Origin of the sequence: Paenibacillus sepulcri (genome assembly GCF_042647105.1) — a bacterium.
Classification (GTDB): domain Bacteria; phylum Bacillota; class Bacilli; order Paenibacillales; family Paenibacillaceae; genus Paenibacillus_Z; species Paenibacillus_Z sepulcri.
Map to the genome: position 1 here is coordinate 7885118 of NZ_JBHRUP010000001.1, position 16225 is coordinate 7901342.

Consider the following 16225-nt stretch of genomic DNA (forward strand, 5'->3'; position numbering starts at 1 on the left):
CTGATAGTCAGTCAATGGATTAAACTGTTTTTATAATTTGACTGACAGTCAGTCAAATAATTATTATTTGAACGAAAAGGAAGTGTTATCCCGATGAGTTCCCGATTCATTTTGTATGTGCTTGGCTTTTGCGCGGCTATCGTATCTTTGGCCCAGAACCTGTATGTTCCGCTTCTTCCTCAATTGCAGCACGACCTTCACACTTCTTTTTATCTGGTGAACATGACCGTATCATTATTTACCATTTCACTTGCCGTGATGCAAATTGTCCTGGGTCCGATGATCGATTATAAAGGGCGCAGAGCCGTTATGCTGCCAGGCATGATTATCTATGCTTTGGCGTCATTAGGCTGCAGTCTTGCCAGCTCCGTATATATGCTCTTATTTTTCCGTGTTCTGCAGGGAATAGGCGCAGCTGCCGTACCCCTGGTAGCTGCGACCATGATCGGCGACTTATTTGAGGGCAAGGTGCGGGCGGAAAGAATGGCGACCTACCAAATGATCCTGGGAATCGCACCTGCTCTTGGTCCGCTAATCGGGGGGATTATCGGCAGCTTCGCCGGATATGCCGGCGTGTTTTCCTTTTTGTCGGTTATGGGGATTGTGATGCTGGTGGTGGCAGCGCTCGTCCTTCCAGAGACCAAACCAGCCATAATGCAGGGCAAAGGACCCGGTTTCCGATCATTTCCGCAGATTTTTAAAAACAGGACCGGAGCTGCCGTTTTGCTGGTAGGATTTATTTTGTATTATATGTTCTACGGCTTCATTGTTTTTTTGCCCGATGTTTTGACCATTCATTATCGGCTTGATGCTAAACAAATCGGGTTGATTTTTCTGCTGCTTATGTCTTTTAGTTTCATTGGAAGCAAGATCAGCGGAAACGTGCAGGGAAGGATGGGGTCCGTCAACAGTTTAATATTTACTTGCGCAATCGCTTTGCTCAGTCTTGTGCTATTCATCCCCGCAGCCGGGCTCTCCTTGATCTGGCTGCTTGTTTCTCTTTCTTTTGTCGGCTTTACTGTCGGTCTGACGATGTCCGTTCCTCCCACACTCCTCGCTGAGGAATTTGTAGAGGAGCGGGCGACGGCCATCGGAGTTTATAATTTCGTACGCTATTTAGGGATGGCTGCGGCGCCGATGCTGGGAAGTTTGCTTTACCAAAGGGGCGGGGTCCTGCTGCTGTTTGGTTGTACAGCGTTTATCATGGGCGTCGCATTGTTGTTTGCCAGATAGCGGCTGAAAACAAGGACTGAAAACAGTAGTGAAAAATACTAGATATCCCAAGGCTTCAAGTCTTCTGGAAGCCTTCTTTCTGCCGGGAGCAGAAATAGCACGAAACAATGGGGAATTCAGTTAAGCGCAAGTCAAATTCTATCAACGTTAGATAGGGCTCGCGCCTGGGCAGCTGTCGGCAATTTGATTCACTTCCTATATTAGAAATGACAATGCCGACAATCCAAGGAAGCAGGAACTGTCGGCATCAGGTCATCACAAAAGACTAATTTACAATAAATTCGATTACTACAGGTGTTCCGGGATTAAGCGCATCACCGCCGGGAATGGTGATCGCAGTAACAGTAACGCTTGAAGTATCAGCTGTTTGAATCTGCGCATTGATGTAAAGATTGTAATAGGCCGATGCGGCAGGGAAAGCTGTTGCGGCAACTCCTTGGTCATTAATAGTGGCTGTTGCCGGAATATTGTAGGCTGCGCCTGCCCCGTTTCCGTCTCCTATTGTGGCACTGAATCTTCTTGCCGCCATAAAGGGTTTTGTAATTGGCATCAATCTCACCTCCTTCATCACCTCTATCAATAAATCCAGAGTTAGAATTAAAGGAAGTTCTGATGATAAGGGGCAACTGCTTGATTTTAAGAGATTATCCGGGCAAAGAACTGAATGATTTCAAGAATGATGGGCGTACCGGCAAAAATCGTTTGGTTATCCGCTTCTATACGCAAATCTATATGGCTTGCATGATACATACTGCTTTCCTGCATGATTCCGTTGATGTAGAGGTTAGCGTAGCCATTTTGACCCGCTTCAACGAATGCTGTCACGGAATCCTGATTGTCGTTTGTGAACAGAGCAGCTGGCAAAATGGCTGGAAGACCAGTATCCGTCTGCACAATATAAAAATATCGCTCAACGAGCGGAGTTATCGTGATACCTGGAACAGTTCCCGACCCGGGAGGTCCTTGGGGGCCGGTTGCCCCTTGAGGTCCAGGCGGCCCTTCAAGTCCAGGCGACCCCTGAAGCCCCGAAGGCCCTTGAAGTCCCTGAAGTCCGGGGGATCCTTGAAGTCCAGGAAGCCCCTGATGTTTGGCTGGGCCGGAAGTCGAGCCGACTTTTGAGGTTCCGGAGGCTTTGGATGATCGTGATTTTCCTGAAAGCCTTGGGCATGATGTACCTGCAGAATTTCTTTTCTTCCTTTTCGCAATAGCTTTTTTGCGTTCTTTTTTTCTTTCTAGGATGAGTGGTAACGGAGCTATGAGCATCCATCCATTTGTGAGAAATGGGAACAATGGATTGTCAACAGTAAATCAGACAACCTTTTTAAGGGCTTCTTGGCGATACTGAATAGGCGTCATATAGCCTAATGTTCCATGAATGCGATGCTTGTTGAACCAATTAACATAATCGTTTAATTCCAGTTCCAAGTGACGAAGGCTCTGGAAGTTCATCTGGTTTACGAACTCTGTTTTCATGATTTTGTAGGTGGCTTCGGCTACAGCATTGTCGTATGGACAGCCTTTCGCACTTAGAGATCGGCCGATTTCAAAGGTACCTAGAAGCTCGTCTATCTTTTGATTTTTAAACTCGCTGCCACGGTCCGTATGAAACCATTGAATATAACGCAAATCGCCCTGGACGCTCGCAAAGGCGCGGGAAATCAGAGCAGCGTCTTTATTCGGACCTGCACTGTGGCCAATGATCTCTCGATTGAACAAGTCGAGCAGCACACAGATGTAATGCCACCTGTTCTGAACCTTCACATAAGTCAGATCACTGACAACGAAGCGCTTTGCTTCCTCCTGCTCGAATTCGCGGCCCAAAACATTCTCTGTTGTTGCTTCATTAGGAGTGGTTTTATGGGGCTTATATTGAGCCACTGTGTAGGTCGAGACTAGCCCTTGCTCTTTCATAATCCTTCCAATTCTACGTCTGGAAACGACGATTCCGCGTTCCTGGAGCTTAACCTTAATCTTTCGTGTACCGTAAGCTTTTCGGTTATTGTGGAATATCTCTACAATCGCTTCGGTTATATCGTCTTCGTTCAATTGTTCTTTCGCGTCGTAGTAATACGTACTTCTTGCAATTTGCAGGACGTCGCACATTGCTGATACCGAGTATTTATCACGGTTATTCCGGATGATAGCTACTTTCGTCCCATGATCAGCGCTGCTTGCTTTAAAATATCCACTTCCATTTTCAGACGCTGGTTCTCTTTTCGTAAAGCGATCAATTCGTTCTCGTCTGACGAGCGATTGTCCTTCTCCTTGAAGGAACCGCTTGTCTCATCTTGTTTGATCCAGCGGTCTAAAGCAGAGGCTGTGAGGTCATATTCCTCCACAATCGCCGCTCTGGACTTCCCATTTTTATAGAGCTCCACCAGTTGTTTTTTGAATGCTGGAGTAAAGGTACGTCGTTCTTGTTTTGGCATTGTAGAGATCCGCTCCTTCATAATGATAGGTTCATTCTACAAGCCCTTATTTTTTCTGTCCAACTAAGTGTAGACGATCCACAACCTTTTGCCGTGAAGGTGTCCTGCCTGTGATTGGCGTCATGATAAAAACCTTATTTTTTCCTGTTCTTTTCGGAATGAAGATTTTGGAGCTCATTTCAGGGCACCTCCCTAAAAGATCTTGATGACTCCTCGGATTAAAATTCCTTTCCTGATCTTGCTTTAGAGCCGAAAACTGGTTAGAATTCCCACATTTTCTTATACTATGTCATTTGCGGAATAAAGGGATGTACATCCACCTAACAGATCCTAACTTTCTTTATTCTTTTATTGGCCTTGCGTACCTGAAGAGAGATATCAAAATACCATAAGTTGCATCAAAGTTATAGAAGAATTTTAATTAGAAAGATTATAGAATGAAAGCAATCCGCCATTTATCAAATGAGAGTTCGAAAGGGAGGATGCCCATAGAGAATGACTGGCCTGCCGTTATTGAAAGCGTCTTCAACATGGATCGCAACGATTGCCGGCTCTCATTTTGAATCGCGCCATGTTTCATCAATACACCATCCACGGCAGGGCTGCCCGGGATATATTTATGGAAGCGGCCACGCATTTATTGTAAACGTTTCCCTGAAAGTCGGGGGATTGCAGCAGCATCAAACTGCGGAGGCGGGCTGCTTGATAAAATAACCGATAAAGGAGGTCGTAAGCATGATCCCGGCATTGAATCCGGTGACAACCGGCAGAAACGTGCCTTTCCTGGAATTCCTGGACGCGGCTTCCGCAGCAGGCTTTCCCGCGCTCGATTATTACATCGCGCCTTTTGCCCGGATGGCAAAAGAGAAGTCGGTCGATGCGGCCATCCAGCTGCTGGAGGAGAGAAAATTAACGCTGGGCTCCTTTGGATTGCCCGTTGAATTCCGCAAGGACGAAGGCATATTTCAGGAGCAATTGCGTGAGCTCCCGGCCATGGCGGATTTGGCGCGGCGCATGGGGGTTACACGCTGCTGCACATGGCTGTATCCGGCGACGGACGAGCCTGTTGCCGAATACACAAGCAGATTCATCAGAAGGCTCCGCGAGTGCGCCAAGATATTGAATGAGTATGGCATACGGTTTGGCATAGAATGGGTGGGACCGAAGACGCTCCGGACCATGAAGCATGAATTTATTCATACGATTCCCGGGGCGCTGGAGCTTATTGGAGCCATTGACCAGCCTAGCGCAATGTGAATATGGAATTATGGAATTGGAAGGCAATTACCGTTATTAATGCGCATGAACGCAGGGACCACGTCCTGATCAGGCAGATGGAAGCGGGACTCAAGCTTATTGCTGGCGGCAAGCTGAACATGAGAGATCTGGTTACCCATGTTTACGGGTTGGACGAGGTCGATCAAGCCTTCGAAGCGATAAGAACGAAGCCGGAAGGCTTTATCAAATCGGTTGTGAAAATGGACGAGTAAAGGGAAGCTTCAGCCGTATTGTCCATTCCAAGCTATGATTCCAAGTGAGAACACAAGCTTACAAGCTTAATAGAGCATTCTGATGGCTGCCGGAGATTTCTTGCCGGCAGCCATTGCTGCGGGGGGACAGGGCAGCCATTTCATTGATTTCGGAGAACGGCACCTTTATACCACTGATAGCAAAAAATCGTGATCATCAGCAATTCGATGGCGTCGCCGCCGAAATACATGAATTGCGCACCATTTTTGACCTGCTCAATCGGCACTCCCTCCTGAGGGGAAGCATATATGATTTTCGATAGTATACTATGTCCGGCAAACGCCATAATCAGCATGGCTGCCCGGTATTTAAAGCTGAAACGATGAGAAACGGGATTCATATAAATAATCGAAGCGGTAAACAAATAACCGGCCAGAAAAACATGGATATGTACGGCTATATTAATAAGCATATTTTTATGCATGGCCTCGTACAAGCCGGTTGTATAAAGTACCCATAGTCCTCCAATGTCGAGGAGGGAAGCAGTAAAGGGATGCATAAAAAAATGCATAAACCGGCTTTTCAATATACGGGAGAACCGCCGGGCTGACGATATTTTTAATGAACGCAATACCAATGCAGCGGGAGCGGCCAGTACCGTAAGCAGGGGAGCCAGCATGCCCAGCAGCAGATGACCCGTCATATGTGCCGTAAAATCCGTATGCCCGCGATCAGCCAAAGGTCCGATAATAGCCAAGGCTGCACACCATACACCCGCACACCAGCAATAAATGCGGTACCTCGGCCATTTGCGATAATGGCGATTGGAAACAACAACAGCTCCGATATACAACATCGTAATGGCGAAAAAAATCAAGGCCACGAGCATCGGTTTATACGGAAAATCTCCGCTTTGCTCATGATGTTCGATCATAGTGTACATATTAGCATCATCCCTCCGGAGCAAGGGAGGCGTTTCTTGTTCGGACAATAAGCAGAATGCCGGTTACTATCAACAGCGCGGCAATGATGTTCCATGTCAGATCGTAAGGAATAATATCAACGTTATACCGAATTTGATGCAGTCTCATAAGCTTGTGCTGAATCAGTCCATCATAGAGTTGAAAAATCCCCGCACCAAGGAACACGCCGCCCCACCAGCGTTTGATCCGCAAGGCTTGATGCCGCCTGAGATCGGCCAGCATGAACAAAGAGGCTATCGTAGCGAACCAGCTGAATGCATGAAAGAGACCATCTGAAACCAGACCGGCCCCCGTCGTCGATTTATCGTAAAAATGATGCCAATGGAGGAGTTGATGAAATACAGTCTCATCCATAAAAGCGACAATGCCAAAACCGAATAAAACACCTGACCATAAGTTGCGGGCAGAACGTGGCGCATATGCTTTATCCTTTGATCGGGTTGACGGCGCAGGATCCTTAGACATGGCGTAAACAAGCTCCTTTATTGTCGATATTTTACTTTCCTATATTCTTTTATTGCCCTTAATCCATCCACCTATCCATAAAAGGGAAGAGGGTTTGCAGCTTCGATATTGAATTTTGTATAAATCACAAAATTACATTTACGATCCATGATCGGAGGAAGCCATGCGGGAAATACAATATGAAAGTTACTTCTGGCAGGATGAGGAAATCAGATTGCGCGGCATAGAGCCTGAAGACTGGGAGGGGCATTACATCAACCGGTTTGACACTCCGGCCAGGCGTCTGCTTGAGTGTGCCGTCGAGCTGCCGCCGACGATTGCCGAGGCGAGGAAATTCGCGGATTCCAACGCCGATTTCTCCCCGGACAATCAACGTATCATGTTTACGATCGAAACCTTGAACAATGAAAATGTTGGGGGCATCAACCTGAACAGCATCGATGAGAGAAACGGGACATTCAGTATCGGCATCCAGATTGACCGGGATCACCGCGGCAAAGGCTACGGCACGAGGGCGTTGATCATTCTTCTGCGGTATGCTTTTCTCGAACGAAGGCTGAATAAATTCAACGATTATGTGCTCCAGGGAAACGAAGCTTCAATCAAAATGATGACGAAGCTGGGCTGCTCGCAGGAAGGCATACGGAGGCAGGCCATCTATTCAAACGGCCAATACCTGGATGTCATTTTGTTCGGACTGACGAAGGATGAATTTACCGGGAAGCACAAGGACGTCCTTTATTGAAGTCCCGGTCATCGATGGAAGGTGAATGCAATGAGAAGTGAACAAGAAATGATGTATATGCTTGTTGATTATGCTGCGAATGATAACAGAATCCGACTGGTGACGCTGGAAGGATCGCGTACGAACAAAAACATTCCAAGCGACACCTTCCAGGATTATGATATTTCATATTTTGTGACGGATATGGATGCTTTCAAAGAAGATGATCAATGGCTGAATATATTCGGAAATCGCGCAATGATGCAAAAACCCGAGGATATGGAGCTCTTTCCCGCAGAATTAGGCAATTGGTTTTCGTATATCATTCTTTTTGAAGACGGCAACAAATTAGATCTGACCCTGATTCCAATAAACGAAGCCGAGGGTTATTTTACCAATGGCGACGGTTTAGCAGAGGTTCTGCTTGATAAGGATGGTGTCGTCCAAATGGGAGCGCCGCCCGTAAGTGACCGTCAATATTGGATCAAGAAGCCCACCGCAAGAGAATTTGATGATTGCTGTAATGAATTCTGGATGGTTTCGACTTACGTTGTAAAAGGTTTGGCGCGAAAAGAAATCCTTTTTGCCATTGACCACTTAAACGGGATTGCCCGGCCAAATCTGTTAAGAATGATGTCCTGGCAGATCGGTTCGGAGCAAGGTTACTCCTTCAGCGTGGGGAAAAACTATAAATTTATTGACCGTTATCTTCCCAAAGAAGATTGGGAAGCTTTGCTGTCCACTTATTCCGGGAACGGCTGCCAAAACATGTGGCAGTCTTTATTCACTTGTTACGGGTTGTTCAGAAAATACTCGAAAGCCGTTGGGGAAAGTCTCGGATATAAGTATCCGGATTATGATGAAGCCATTACCAGGTATACTGAACATATTTATCATTCATTGAACGGATAAAAACCATTTATGGACGGGATTACCCGCCTCTTTCAGCAGTCGGTTTAGAATGGAGCTGATTTGCAATGTCCATGAAGCGGATGGAATGGCTGCAGGGACCCTGGTCTGTGAAGCTTTATTCCGTCAATACCGCCTCTTATTCGAGTCTGGATTTGATTGACCGCCAATTTCCCAATTGGATCATCAGTTATATCAAGGAAGGCGGCGTCATTACGGGAACAGGAGGCGTATCGTATCCGGCGCGCGCGGGAGATGTGATGCTCCATCCACCCGATCTGCCGTTTACGGAGAAAGCGGAGACAAAAGGGACTCATTTGTGGATGCAGGCTGCTGTTTTCTGCTCGCATCATTTGGATCTGCTGCAGTTATGCCGAATTGCGCCGGTCATCACCCTGTCCGATCCCGGCCGGTTCGAAGCGCTGTTCCACCGGCTGCAGCAGATCTGGGAGAAGAAAGATGAGGCGTTCTGGGAGCTGAAGCTGTCTTCCTGTATGCTGCAGCTGACAGAGATGATACTGGCCGGCTGGGAGCGGGCCGGCTGTCCGGAGCGTCCCGAGGCTTACGATTCCGTGAAGGACAGGTTCGGCCGGCTCATCGGGCTGATGACGCACCGGCTGCATGAGAAGCTCGGGCGCGAGGAGCTGGCCGCGGCGGTGCGTCTCAGTCCCAATTATCTGGATAAGGCTTTCGGGCAGCGGTACGGCTTGACGCCGATGCAGATGCTCCGCGACATGAGGTTGAAACGGTCCAGGCAGCTGCTGGAACGGACCGAAGCCACGCTTGAATCCATCGCTTCGCAATGCGGAATGACAGACGCATCATATTTGTCCAGGCAGTTCAAGCGCGCATATGGGGTACAGCCCGGCGAGTACCGTGAATCCGTCCGCAGTTTGCAGGCGGAGAATCCATACGGGAATACGGGCGGGGGAGGCATGTAAAAGGAGGAAAAAATACAATAAGAGGCGGAACCGCTTCATTGAGAACAAAGAGGCAGGGGGAGATAATGAGGACATGAAACAAATTCTATCCATGACAAGGGAGCGAGCGCGCAATGGCATCAGTCGATCCAGGCAGGACCGTCAGCATTACGGATGAGCAGATGAAGCAGTACGAGGAGAAAGGCTTTATCATTTTTGACCAATTATTCTCAGGTTATGAAATGGATGAGATCCGCGGCATTATCGATGAGCTCGATGCGGAATCGGAGAAGGCGCTGCTCGAGAAGGGGCAGGACTTTATCAATGTGGCAGGCAAGATCAACTTTAATGGGAATATCAATTTTCTCCGCCCTGAGCTGCAGCGCTTCACAGCTGATCAACGGTTCGTCGATATTACAACAACGATTCTCGGGCCTGACACGAAGCTGTACTGGGATCAATCCGTATACAAAAGGCCGGAAGCCGACAAAGATTTTCCCTGGCATCAGGACAACGGGTACGTCCCGACCGATCCCGTTCATTATGTAACCTGCTGGCTTGCGCTCGATGACGCGACGATTGAGAACGGCTGCATCTGGATACAGCCGGGTACGCATAAGAAAGGGTTTGTGCCCCATATCAAAACAGATCTCGGCTGGATTTGCTACTATGGCGATATTGAGGGCGAACCGGTCGAGTTGAAGAAGGGCAGCATGGTGGTGTTCCATTCCCTGTTGTTCCACCGCAGCAGGCCCAATCTCAGCAGCGCAACCCGCAAAGCCTATGTCATTCAATACTCGGTTGACGGCGCGAAGAATCCGAAAACAGGCCATGTGTTTAATAACGGTCCGCTTATAGCCAAGGGCGGCAAATCCGTCTATACCGGTTTCGTTCCCCGCGAGCATTGCTAGAAACGGAGCCTTGGAGCATCTGATCCCTGAATCATGTCAAACAAGACTTGGCGGCAAGGTCTTGTTTGACATTTTCAGCGGGTCCGAATACTATCCTTGATTCATGGGAGTCGGCATCTCATTGTAGGTCTTCTGACAAACCATATGGGAGATACGGGGGATATTCACCATTTCGCCGGCCCTCAATTGGTTAGGATTGGTAATATGCGGGTTGGCTTCCTCCATAATGGAGTGAGGCATGTTGTATTTGTGGCCGACAGCGGCTAATGTGTCTCCAGGCTGAGCCTGATGCTGCGCGAACAACATGTCATCCGGGTTTCCGTCCCTGAAGAAAGGAAAGATGAACGGAGACAGGAAGAAGAACGGAAACAGGGAACGTCCAGGGAAAAAGGGATGAGGAAACGGACGAAAGAAAGGACGACGGCCAAAACCTCCACCAAAACCACCACCAGGAAAAAATCCACGATCCATTAAGATAACCTCCAAAAAATAGTCATTTGACTATATAAGATATTATCCTGGAAGCGATTCGTGACAATATTTTCAAAAATGGGCTTGTTCGGGCCAAGTCTTGCAGGAACCGCAGCCGGATGCTTAGGCTACTCTGTATCAACAGGATTCTTAATCCCGTCCCGATAGACATCCCAATAGAAATTTCCGCTTGAGCTCTTCACGGCATAGAAAATATCGGGGATTTTCAGCTTACGCTTCTTCAGCTCCTGATCCAGCCATGCCTTTAAGTCATTCTCCTTCAGATTCTGCCCGATCAGTTCCCCGTCCATAATCAATTCAATGGGGAAGTTTGCAGTCGGCTGGGGAGCAAGGGATAAATCCTTTTGGACAACCTGGCGGAATTCCGGCTTCTTCAGGACGGACAGCTCCCCGTTCAATTCAAGGACCGCGTACTCCACCTCCTCGATATTGAAGATATCCTTCAGTCTTAATTCCTGGTTCAGCGTGTCCAATGAATAATAGATTTTTTTCAGATTTTGTTCGAGAATCTTACCTCGCTCAATGACAACGGTCGGTTGTCCGGAAATCCATTTTCTTACAGAGCGGGATTTAATGATCCATAATGACAGCAGAAAGGACGCTGCGCCAAATGTGACCAAGGAAACAACGAAATACCATGTGCCTATTTTGAGGTTGAAGGCCAGGTTGCCCGCAATCGATCCCAATATGATGACAAAGGCAAAATCATAAGAGCCCATTTGGGATATGGCCTGTTTTCCCACGACCCGGGCTATCACGATGACGATAACAACGGTGAGGATGGTTCTTAAAATAACTTCAATGCTTGCCGGCAATTCCCGCTCACTCCTTGACAATCTTCTTAGAGGCTGCGGATACCGAAAATGTAGACGCAGATACCTCTACCATACATACAACATTTCCACTTGCACTTGGTTTCAGACCTCGACAGACATAATACGCTGACCGTTACAAAGAAACCGGGCTGCCTCCATTTCCGGAAATGATCTGCTGCTGCCGGACCCTGCTCGAGCTCCACGGATATTTTTGCCAAATTGTTAAGCGGCAGAAATCGGTTTGTTTGCCTGGGAAAGCCTTGCGCGGCAAGGTTTTGACTAATAGATTCGAAACAGAAAATTGATAATTGTTTTTATGCGGAGCTTCCCACTATACTCAATTTGCAAGCGGTTACAACGATATATAGGACTGGGGATGAGCGAATGCGATTAGGCGGTCCAATCTTCAAGCATGAAGAAAGAGATCCGGCCAGGCTTGTGAAGATTCACCAGCGGCTGGGCTATTCCGCCGCATACTGCAGCTACATTGCAGACGGTAACGAACGGGAAGAGTACAAACAGGCGTTCAGAGAGGCGGATATCGTGCTGGCGGAGTTAGGTGCGTATTGCATCAATATTTCCGATCCCGATATTGCCAGGCAGGAGAAGAACATTGCCGAAATCATGACCCGCCTCCGTCAGGCGGAGGAAATGGAAACGGTCTGCTGTGTCATGCACGGGGGCAGCTACAACAATATGGGATGCGTAATGAGCCACAAGGACAATTTTGCGGAGGCGAACATTGAGCATAACATTCGGGTGATCCAGCGCATCATCGATGAAGTGGAGCCGCGCCGGACCAAGCTGGTTCTGGAGACGGAGTCCTACGTTCTGCCGGATAATCCGGATCTGTATTTGCGGATGATGAAAGAAATTAACCGCGACGCATTTGCCGTTCATCTCGATCCGGTTAATATGACCTCCGACCCGAGAAGAGTTTATTACAATGGAGATTTTATCCGCGAATGCTTTGAAAAGCTCGGCCCTTACATTGTGAGCTGCCATGCCAAAGACACCAATCTGGTCCATCATGCCACAACTCAGATCACAGAAACGTATTTGGGAAATGGGACATTGGATTATGATGAGTATTTAACGCAGCTGAGCAGGCTGCCGCAGGAGCCGCCGCTCATGATCGAGCATTTAAGCGAAGATGAGCTCCCTGCTGCACTGGATTATATTTTCGGCAAAGCAGAGCAGCTCGGACTCACATTCAAGCATAGGGAGAAGCGGGAGCTCTTCGGCCAAACGCATAACACGGTATGAACCTGTCCGACATTAGGGGGAGTGAGAAAAGATGAAACAAGCGGCAATCATAAGTGAAAGGCAAGCGGTACTGGTGGATAAGGAAATGCCAGAGCTCCGTGAGGGGTGGGCGCTGGTCAAAATTCACGCCGCGCCGATGTGCGCCGAATATAAGGGCTTCGTTCACGGGCATGAGAGCGATTGTCTTGGCCACGAAGCAGCGGGCGAGGTCGTTCAGGCCGCTCCGGGGAGTACGGTGAAGCCGGGCGACCGTGTCGTCGTCATGCCGCAGTATCCATGCGGAGAATGCGGGCTTTGCGTGCAGGGGGATTACATTCATTGTGAGCATAATCTGGATGTCCATGCGGCAACCATGAGCCAGTTTATCGCCAAGCCTTCCGCGCTGCTGCCCAAAATCCCGGACGGCGTTTCTTATGAAAAGGCAAGTCTCGCCTGCTGCGGGCTGGGGCCGTCTCACGGCGCGTTCGAGCGCATGGGGGTCGATGCCTTCACAACGGTATTGATAACGGGGCTTGGTCCGGTAGGCTTGGGTTCTGTCCTGAACGCCAAGTACCGCGGGGCGACCGCCATTGCCGTTGAAATGCAGGAATACCGGATCAATCTGGCCAGAGAACTGGGCGTCGATCACATTATCGATCCGCGCGATCCTGAAGCTGTGCAGAAGATTAAAGCGTTAACCGGCGGCAGAGGGCCTGACTGTGGAATTGAATGCTCCGGCGTTGTCGCGGCGCACCGTCTGCAGATCGACGCCGTCAAGAGAATGGGCCAGGTCTGCTTCGTCGGGGAGTGCGGGGCGGAGACCCCGATCCGGATCAGCCCCGACCTGATTCGCAAAGGCATTTCCCTAACGGGCTCCTGGCACTACAACATCAATCATTTCCCGAAAATCATGCAGGTGATTCAAAACTCGCCGCTGCTGGATACGTTCATTACCCATGTCATTCCGATGAGCAATATCCAGGAAGCCTTCGAAGTGTCGGCTTCCCAGCTTAACGGCAAAATCATCCTGAAGCCCTGGGAGTGATTCGATGAAAATCGGCGTCAATTTGCTGCTGTGGACAGATTCGCCCGATGCGGTCCGGCATGCCCCATTATTTCGGCAAATCAAGGATTGGGGCTTCGACGGCGTCGAAATCCCGGTCGACGGATTGACTGATGAGACCGCCATCGCATTGGGTGCAGCGCTGGATGAGCTGGACTTGAAGCGGACCACGATCTCCGCTCTGGATGCGGCAGAGGCCGATCCGGCAAGCCGGGCTGCGCCGCTCAGGCAGGCCGCTGTGGATGCCTTGAAGCGAAGCATCGATCATACGAAAGCCGCCGGTGCGGATTTGATGTGCGGCCCTCTGTTTCAAGGGCTCGGACGCTTTACCGGACGCGCTCCGGAGAAGGACGAATGGGACTTCGCAGTGGAGACGCTGCGGGAAGCCGGCAAGTATGCCGATTCTCTTGGGGTTACGCTCGCCCTGGAGCCGCTTAACCGTTTTGAAATGTATCTGGTCAATACAATGGCGGAGGGAGCCCGGTTCGTCCGTGAGGTGGGTCTTCCGAATGTAGGCTTGCTGGCGGATACCCATCACGGCAATATCGAAGAGAATGACGTAGCCGAAGCCTGGCGAAACACGGGGCCGTCGATCAAACATGTCCATATATCGGAGAACAACCGCGGTGTACCCGGGAGCGGTCATGCCATCAGACCGGAGGTCTTCGAGGCGCTTGAACAGATTGGATACGATGGCTGGCTGACGATTGAAGCATTCGGGATGACCGTGCCCGGATTGATCTCCAGACTGCATCTGTGGCGCTCCTTCTCCGAGCATAACGATGACGCGGCAAGACTCGGAATTGACTTTATCCGCAATCAATTGAAAGCGAGGTGAACGGTTATGCCCAGAGTGAGAACGAATGGCATCGATATGCATTACGAGGAGCGGGGAAGCGGCGAGCCGCTGATTCTGCTTATGGGCTTGGGTGCGGACGGAACAGCCTGGGAGGATCATGTGAAGGCTTACGAACGACATTTCCGCTGCATCCTCGTGGATAACCGCGGGGCAGGCCGGTCCGGCAATCCGGAAGGTCCATACAGTACCCGGATGATGGCGGAGGACACCGCCGGTCTGATGAAGGCGCTGCAGATCGGGAAAGCGCATGTATCCGGCATTTCGATGGGCAGCGGAATTGCCCAGGAGCTGGCTCTGCTCGAGCCTGGCAGAATTCGCTCGCTTACGCTTATCGCATCCTGGGACCGTTGCGACATCTACACCCAACGGATCTTCGAAGCATTCCGCTCGCTTCGGGCCGCTTGCGATCCGGTCGCTTTCAATCGTCTGCTGCAGCTTTGGATCTTTACGCCTGAGTGGCATAATAACAGGCTTGACGATCTGCTGCAAAGAGAGAAAGCAGGCTTGTCCGATCCCAATCCCATACCGCTTCACTCGTTTCAGGCCCAATGCGACGCTTGTATCGCCCACGACACCCGGGACCTCCTGCATGCGATTGAGGCTCCCGTGCTGGTCACTTCGGGCGATATCGACCTGTTCACACCGCTTCATTATTCCGCAGCGATTGCATCGGGCATTCCCGGCGCCGAGCTCGCCGTATTCGCAGGCGCCGGCCACACCCACCACTGGGAGAGGCTGGACGAATTCAACCGGACCACGCTGACATTTCTTCTCAAGCACAAAGTATAACGGCAAAGGAGGTTAAGCTCTTGCATCCTAAACTATCAATCGGCTCGTGGGCATTCGCGTTCGGACCGTTCGCGTCGTCGCCCTGGCCGTTCAGCAGAATTCTGCAGTATGCCCGAGAAGCCGGCTTCGACGGCGTGGAAATCAACGGCTTCGCTCCCCATCCGACACCTGAGAGTCACCCCACCCGCGGGAGCCGGCTTGAACTGCTCGATGAAATCGAAGCTTGCGGATTGGGTATCTCCGGCTATGCGCCCGATTTTACCAAGGTTTCCCCGGCGCTTGTCTCGAAAGAGTCATACCTTGAGCGTTTGAAGAGCTATATTGATTTCTCCGGCGATTTGGGGATTTCGACCATCCGGGTCGATACGGTCAGCCCTCCCGGTCGTCTTGACGAGCGGGAATATGAGGAGCGGTTTCAGCGGCTTGCCGGGACATGGCGTGATTCGGGGGCACTGGCAGAGGAAGCGGGCATGCGGATCGTCTGGGAATTCGAGCCCGGCTTCTGGTTGAACAAGCCAAGCGAAGTCAGGCGGCTGGTGGAGATGGTGGATCACCCGGCCTTCAAGGTCCTGTTTGACACGAGTCATGCTTATATGAGCGGCACAGTTGGAGCCAGGCACGCTGGAGCGAAGGAGCTTCTTCCCGGCGGGATAGCCGAATATGCCCGGTTATTGAAAGGCCATATCGGACATTTTCACCTGATCGACTCGGACGGAACTCTGCATGACGATGAGACCAGTACGCATGCCGCCTTCGGCGCAGGCCTGATCGACTTCCCCGAAATCCTCGCTGAGCTGAAGCCTGCCATTGAGACTATGGAATGGTGGTGCGTGGACTTTTGCTTTAGTGCGGAAGTGGAAGAGTGGGGAAGGCAGGCAATAGCCTTCATCCGGGAACGTATCAGGGAGGCGGGATAAG

19 protein-coding genes are annotated in these 16225 nt (G+C 50.1%); 12 read left to right on the plus strand and 7 right to left on the minus strand.

Translation table 11 applies throughout. The features are described from left to right. Window positions 1–93: 93 nt before the first annotated feature. Window positions 94–1233, plus strand: a complete 1140-nt coding sequence (locus ACFOLF_RS34155) for an MFS transporter (RefSeq protein ID WP_210046409.1) — start codon at window positions 94–96, stop codon at window positions 1231–1233. A 265-nt stretch (window positions 1234–1498) separates the two neighbouring features. Here ACFOLF_RS34155 and ACFOLF_RS34160 read toward each other — a convergent pair whose 3' ends face one another. The 3 genes from ACFOLF_RS34160 to ACFOLF_RS34170 form a co-directional block, all read right to left on the minus strand. Beyond that, window positions 1499–1783: a DUF4183 domain-containing protein gene (locus tag ACFOLF_RS34160; protein WP_210046408.1), complete on the minus strand. Its 285-nt coding sequence runs from the start codon at window positions 1781–1783 to the stop codon at window positions 1499–1501. An 86-nt stretch (window positions 1784–1869) separates the two neighbouring features. Beyond that, window positions 1870–2496 (minus strand): DUF4183 domain-containing protein, encoded by a 627-nt coding sequence (locus ACFOLF_RS34165; protein WP_210046407.1) that lies wholly within the window; start codon window positions 2494–2496, stop codon window positions 1870–1872. Window positions 2497–2541: 45 nt separating this feature from the next. Then, window positions 2542–3662, minus strand: a protein-coding gene (locus ACFOLF_RS34170) for an IS3 family transposase (protein WP_210047218.1) whose coding sequence is annotated in 2 segments (ribosomal slippage) — window positions 2542–3413 and window positions 3413–3662 — 1122 coding nt in all. Because the reading frame shifts where the segments join, the coding sequence is not laid out codon by codon here. A gap of 735 nt (window positions 3663–4397) precedes the next feature. Here ACFOLF_RS34170 and ACFOLF_RS34175 point away from each other — a divergent pair. Further along, entirely contained in the window at window positions 4398–4919 is a 522-nt protein-coding gene (locus ACFOLF_RS34175; protein ID WP_210045440.1) for a sugar phosphate isomerase/epimerase family protein, read from the plus strand. A gap of 2 nt (window positions 4920–4921) precedes the next feature. Continuing rightward, a complete protein-coding gene (locus tag ACFOLF_RS34180) occupies window positions 4922–5152 on the plus strand; it encodes a hypothetical protein (RefSeq protein WP_210045439.1) in 231 nt (76 codons plus the stop codon). 140 nt (window positions 5153–5292) lie between these two features. On the opposite strand, the gene ACFOLF_RS34185 is transcribed toward ACFOLF_RS34180, so the two are convergent. After that, window positions 5293–6075 (minus strand): cytochrome c oxidase assembly protein, encoded by a 783-nt coding sequence (locus tag ACFOLF_RS34185; RefSeq protein WP_379113420.1) that lies wholly within the window; start codon window positions 6073–6075, stop codon window positions 5293–5295. A 7-nt stretch (window positions 6076–6082) separates the two neighbouring features. Beyond that, window positions 6083–6580, minus strand: a complete 498-nt coding sequence (locus ACFOLF_RS34190) for a DUF2243 domain-containing protein (protein ID WP_210045438.1) — start codon at window positions 6578–6580, stop codon at window positions 6083–6085. Between the two features lie 163 nt (window positions 6581–6743). Between ACFOLF_RS34190 and ACFOLF_RS34195 the strand changes: the two genes are divergently transcribed. The 4 genes from ACFOLF_RS34195 to ACFOLF_RS34210 all read left to right on the plus strand — a co-directional run bounded on the left by ACFOLF_RS34195 (window position 6744) and on the right by ACFOLF_RS34210 (window position 10044). Continuing rightward, the gene (locus ACFOLF_RS34195) at window positions 6744–7325 is read left to right on the plus strand and encodes a GNAT family N-acetyltransferase (protein ID WP_210045437.1); all 582 of its coding nucleotides are present in this window, start codon (window positions 6744–6746) and stop codon (window positions 7323–7325) included. Window positions 7326–7355: 30 nt separating this feature from the next. After that, window positions 7356–8216 carry an aminoglycoside 6-adenylyltransferase gene (gene ant(6), locus ACFOLF_RS34200; protein WP_210045436.1) on the plus strand — a complete coding sequence of 287 codons (861 nt, stop codon included), beginning with the start codon at window positions 7356–7358 and terminating at the stop codon, window positions 8214–8216. A gap of 65 nt (window positions 8217–8281) precedes the next feature. Then, window positions 8282–9154, plus strand: coding sequence for a helix-turn-helix domain-containing protein (locus ACFOLF_RS34205; RefSeq protein ID WP_210045435.1), 873 nt, complete (start codon window positions 8282–8284; stop codon window positions 9152–9154). A gap of 113 nt (window positions 9155–9267) precedes the next feature. Beyond that, window positions 9268–10044: a phytanoyl-CoA dioxygenase family protein gene (locus ACFOLF_RS34210; protein ID WP_210045434.1), complete on the plus strand. Its 777-nt coding sequence runs from the start codon at window positions 9268–9270 to the stop codon at window positions 10042–10044. A gap of 90 nt (window positions 10045–10134) precedes the next feature. On the opposite strand, the gene ACFOLF_RS34215 is transcribed toward ACFOLF_RS34210, so the two are convergent. After that, window positions 10135–10515 (minus strand): LysM peptidoglycan-binding domain-containing protein, encoded by a 381-nt coding sequence (locus ACFOLF_RS34215; RefSeq protein ID WP_210045433.1) that lies wholly within the window; start codon window positions 10513–10515, stop codon window positions 10135–10137. A gap of 128 nt (window positions 10516–10643) precedes the next feature. Then, window positions 10644–11351, minus strand: a complete 708-nt coding sequence (locus ACFOLF_RS34220; RefSeq protein ID WP_210045432.1) for a DUF421 domain-containing protein — start codon at window positions 11349–11351, stop codon at window positions 10644–10646. 384 nt (window positions 11352–11735) lie between these two features. Between ACFOLF_RS34220 and ACFOLF_RS34225 the strand changes: the two genes are divergently transcribed. Genes ACFOLF_RS34225 through ACFOLF_RS34245 form a run of 5 tightly spaced genes read left to right on the plus strand, consistent with a single transcriptional unit; the run spans window position 11736 to window position 16224 of the window. Beyond that, complete coding sequence (locus tag ACFOLF_RS34225; RefSeq protein WP_210045431.1) at window positions 11736–12617, plus strand: sugar phosphate isomerase/epimerase family protein; 882 nt, start codon at window positions 11736–11738, stop codon at window positions 12615–12617. Window positions 12618–12648: 31 nt separating this feature from the next. Next, window positions 12649–13641: a zinc-dependent alcohol dehydrogenase gene (locus ACFOLF_RS34230; protein WP_210045430.1), complete on the plus strand. Its 993-nt coding sequence runs from the start codon at window positions 12649–12651 to the stop codon at window positions 13639–13641. 4 nt (window positions 13642–13645) lie between these two features. Then, the gene (locus tag ACFOLF_RS34235; RefSeq protein WP_210045429.1) at window positions 13646–14497 is read left to right on the plus strand and encodes a sugar phosphate isomerase/epimerase family protein; all 852 of its coding nucleotides are present in this window, start codon (window positions 13646–13648) and stop codon (window positions 14495–14497) included. 6 nt (window positions 14498–14503) lie between these two features. Next, complete coding sequence (locus tag ACFOLF_RS34240; protein WP_210045428.1) at window positions 14504–15307, plus strand: alpha/beta fold hydrolase; 804 nt, start codon at window positions 14504–14506, stop codon at window positions 15305–15307. Window positions 15308–15327: 20 nt separating this feature from the next. Next, complete coding sequence (locus ACFOLF_RS34245) at window positions 15328–16224, plus strand: sugar phosphate isomerase/epimerase family protein (RefSeq protein WP_210045427.1); 897 nt, start codon at window positions 15328–15330, stop codon at window positions 16222–16224. Window position 16225: the final 1 nt, after the last annotated feature.